General features: G+C 61.3%; 3 protein-coding genes. All 3 read right to left on the bottom strand.

Going from position 1 to position 3,505, the window contains the following annotated elements:
• Positions 1-71: 71 nt before the first annotated feature.
• Positions 72-512, bottom strand: a complete 441-nt coding sequence (locus DIE23_RS38710; protein ID WP_409364280.1) for a hypothetical protein — start codon at positions 510-512, stop codon at positions 72-74.
• Positions 513-520: 8 nt separating this feature from the next.
• A complete protein-coding gene (locus tag DIE23_RS38705) occupies positions 521-2,860 on the bottom strand; it encodes a type VI secretion system Vgr family protein (protein WP_124618136.1) in 2,340 nt (779 codons plus the stop codon).
• A gap of 87 nt (positions 2,861-2,947) precedes the next feature.
• Positions 2,948-3,505 (bottom strand): type VI secretion system contractile sheath domain-containing protein (locus DIE23_RS38700; RefSeq protein WP_185646587.1); only part of this gene is annotated, 558 nt, incomplete at its 5' end.

Genomic DNA, 3,505 nt, shown 5'->3' with positions numbered 1-3,505 from the left:
AGGGCATTCAATCACGTGGGTCAAAATTCGATGAAAATTTTCAGCTCTAGTGGGTCAGTTCTGTGCGGACATCAACAGAACGTCAGCTTCGTGCCCTGCGGGAACTCCATCGTGTGCCGCACCAGCGCGAAGCCCGTGCTATACGGTGCCTGGACCGGTGATCCGCTACCGGCCGCAGCGATCTCGCTAAGCGGATAGGTTTTGTTGGCGCGAAACGCGATCAGCACGCCGTCGGCGATGCAGCGCAGTCCCGCGTCGAGATCCAGCGATTGCCCTGCGCCGGCCTCGGTGATGTGGATGCCGCCATGCCACATCCCCTTCCGGCTGACGAGGTACGCGCCTGACGGCTCGCGTTCCGCGAGCAGCCGGTAAATCTCGTGCTCGTCGGTGAACCGGGCGGAGGCCTCCGACTGGCCCTGTCCCTTGCGAAGGAACGGAAAGGCGAACGGCAACGGCTTCAGCTTGGCCGGCGCGGGCGTTTGCGGTTTCTTCGGTGCAGGTTGGCTTGTCATGATTGAGCTTATTCAGAAAATCCGAAGTTCGTTGCGTCCTTCACGTCGTTGAGCGGCGCCTTGGACCATGTCGGGAATTTGAAGCTGCCGCCGTCCGGATCGTCGACTTTCAGGTTGCCCTTGAGCTCGATTTCTCCAGCAGGACTGCCGAGAATGATCTTGCCGCCCGAGAGCTTGATGTAGGCGCCGGACCCATCGCCGATCGTGACGCCTTTGCGGCCGGTGATGATGACTTCGCCGTCCGATGAACTGGCTGTCATGTCCTGCATTGACATGAGCTCCATCATGTCGGACTGCGCCTGGACCTGGACTTTCCCCTTCGCGGCAAAGATCCGGATCCCGAGTCTCGCCGCAAAGAACGAGATGGCCTCGCCGGCCGCGACTGCGATACGCTTCATGACGCCGATGTCGAGCCCGTCGCCGGCGGTGACAAACATCTGCTTGCGGGCGGCAAGCTGCATCTGCTGGCCACTGACGAGTCCGACGCCATCGGGGGCTGTTGCAACAATGACGGGTTTCTGAAGCCGCTTGAGCTTTTGCTGGATCAGTGCGCGCTGTTGATCGATGTCAGCCTGCAGGGCTTTCGCAGCGTTCGCCGATTCATTGAGGGCATGCAGGATCTGTTCGGCCTGCTCAAGCGTCGTGTCAGCGTCCTGCATGGCGAGCTGTTCGCCTGCGGCGCCTGGCTGTCCTTCGGCGGTAACCAGCACGCCCTTTGCTCCCCGAACAGCAGCCGGCCCGTCGGTGCGCAATTCTGCGCCATGCCCGCGCTCCTTGCGATCACTGTCGACCATGTGGCCGAGATTGAGCTCGCTGTCCTGAAACGGTGTCATCAGGTGGACGTGCTCGACGCCCTCCTTATCCTCCATCCGCTGCGTATTACCCGCGGCAGTCACGATGAGGTTCCGGGTGTGGTTGAGGTTGTTGACGAGGTCCGGATGCTGGCTGTCATGCATGGCCCCAATCATCACGGGCCTGTCCGGGTGGCCATCGGTAAAGATGATGGCCACTTCGGCCCCGTCGATCAGCGGGAAGTGGTGACCGTAGTTGTCGCCGCTGTACGGCTTGGCAAACCGCACCGGCCGGCTCGTGCCGCCCGGACTCCACTCGTCGAGGTCGAACGGCAGCTTGATTACGTACCAGCCCTGCTCCGTCAGATACGCGTATTTGTAGTTGCCGGGCGATGTAATGCGCGCCGGCAGGATACCATCGATGGCTGGTCGCCTGATCGAGGCCATCGGCGTGCGCCAGATCCGGTCCGACGGAATCCCTTCGAAGGTCACCCAGTACGAGTCGCCACGGCCACCACCCGATTCGACCGACGTGATAAAGATCCCGTGCTTCGCGTCGGCCGGATTCGGATCGATACGCATCACCTCACCCGCCTCCAGCCAGAACGGATTACCGGTGCCCTTGAAGGTGATCTGGTTTGCCAGATACTCCTCGTGGCGACGACGGGCCACGCTCTTGCCCTCTTCCGGCGTCTCGTAGTGCTCACCCCAGCGGTAGTCGATGCCGTTCGTCGTCTTGTCGTCGCGCGCGGCATTTTCCTCGACGAGCAGCGACACGCCCGCCTCGCGGTGATTGTAATCATGCAACCGCACTGCTTCGGGGACGCGCCGGGTCCGCTTGTCGAGCGTCTTGATCGCGTCCATGCCGGAACTCTCTAGCCCCGAGTCGCGGCGATACGGCACGGTAAGTTGCTTGCGCGCGTAGGCGTCAAGATCGTCGCCGAACACCATGACCGACCGGTCCTTTTTCTGCTCCCAGCGGAACCAGATTCCCTCCTGCGCACAGATGCGCTGGATAAAGGCAAACGTTGTCTCGTGGTATTGAGTGATGTATTCGTGCCGCTTGTACTTGTGGCGCAACTGGAACGCGAAGTCGACGCCGGCACGGTAGCCGTAATGGCGCAGCGTGTCGGTCACGATTTCCTCGACCGACTGCTTCTGGAACAACCGGCTCGTGACACCCCGGTTCAGGTCGGCGAGCGCCGGCTCGAGCCGGACCCGATAGTGCGTCTGATCAGCGGACGTTGCAAACTCATCGAATTCCGTGATGATGCCGTGGATCGTATACGCGGCCGGCATCTTGCTGAACTGCTCCGCGTTCTCCCCGAACATCTTGCGCAGATAGTCCATGTTCGGATCGACCGGGGCAATGATGAACTTCGCGGGGCGGCCGACCACCTGGTCCATCGGGATGCCGGCCACGGGGCTCGTAAACTCGATGTCGTACCGATACAGCTCACTCACGGCATCCCTGCCTGTGAATTTGAGAACGGAAGTCGGCGCCGGATGCGGCGCCAGCTTCAACTCGTAAGCCTGTGTAGGCAGAATCGACGACATGCAGCAACTCCGTTGAGCGAGCAAACGATAAAAGCAGCGACGCCGGAGCCGTCATGGCTCCGGTGACTGACACGTGGACTGAGCAGATCAGCTCTTGGCCTTGGGCATCTGCGACACCAACGACAGACCGATGTCCATGCCTTCGACCTGGAAGTGCGGGATGATGAAGAGCTTGATGCGGAAGAAGCCCGGATTGTCCTCGATGTCCTCGACCGTGACCTTCGCGTCGCGCAGCGGGTGCGAAGCCTGCAGCTCGTCGCCCGGATCCTTCATCTCGGTCACGAGACCCTTGATCCAGCTGTTCAGCTCCAGCTCGAGCAGACGCCGGTCCTTGGTCGTGCCGATGTTCTCGCGCTGGATCAGCTTCAAGTAGTGCGCGATGCGGGAGAGCAGAAAGATGTACGGCAAACGCGCATTGATACGGCTGTTCGCGGTCGCCTCCTTCGTCTCGTACAGCGCCGGCTTTTGGGTGGAGCTGGCCGAGAAGAAGCACGCGAAGTCGTGGTTCTTGTAGAACGACAGCGGGATGAAACCGAGATTGGCGAATTCGAATTCGCGCGTCTCCGGGATCAGCACTTCGGTCGGGATCTTCGGCTGCACGCCGGTGCCGAGGTCATACAGGTGCACCGGCAGGTCCTCGACCTT

Source organism: Burkholderia sp. Bp9143 (assembly GCF_003853645.1).
Taxonomy (GTDB): Bacteria; Pseudomonadota; Gammaproteobacteria; order Burkholderiales; family Burkholderiaceae; genus Burkholderia.
This window is presented reverse-complemented; position numbering and strand designations above follow the sequence as displayed.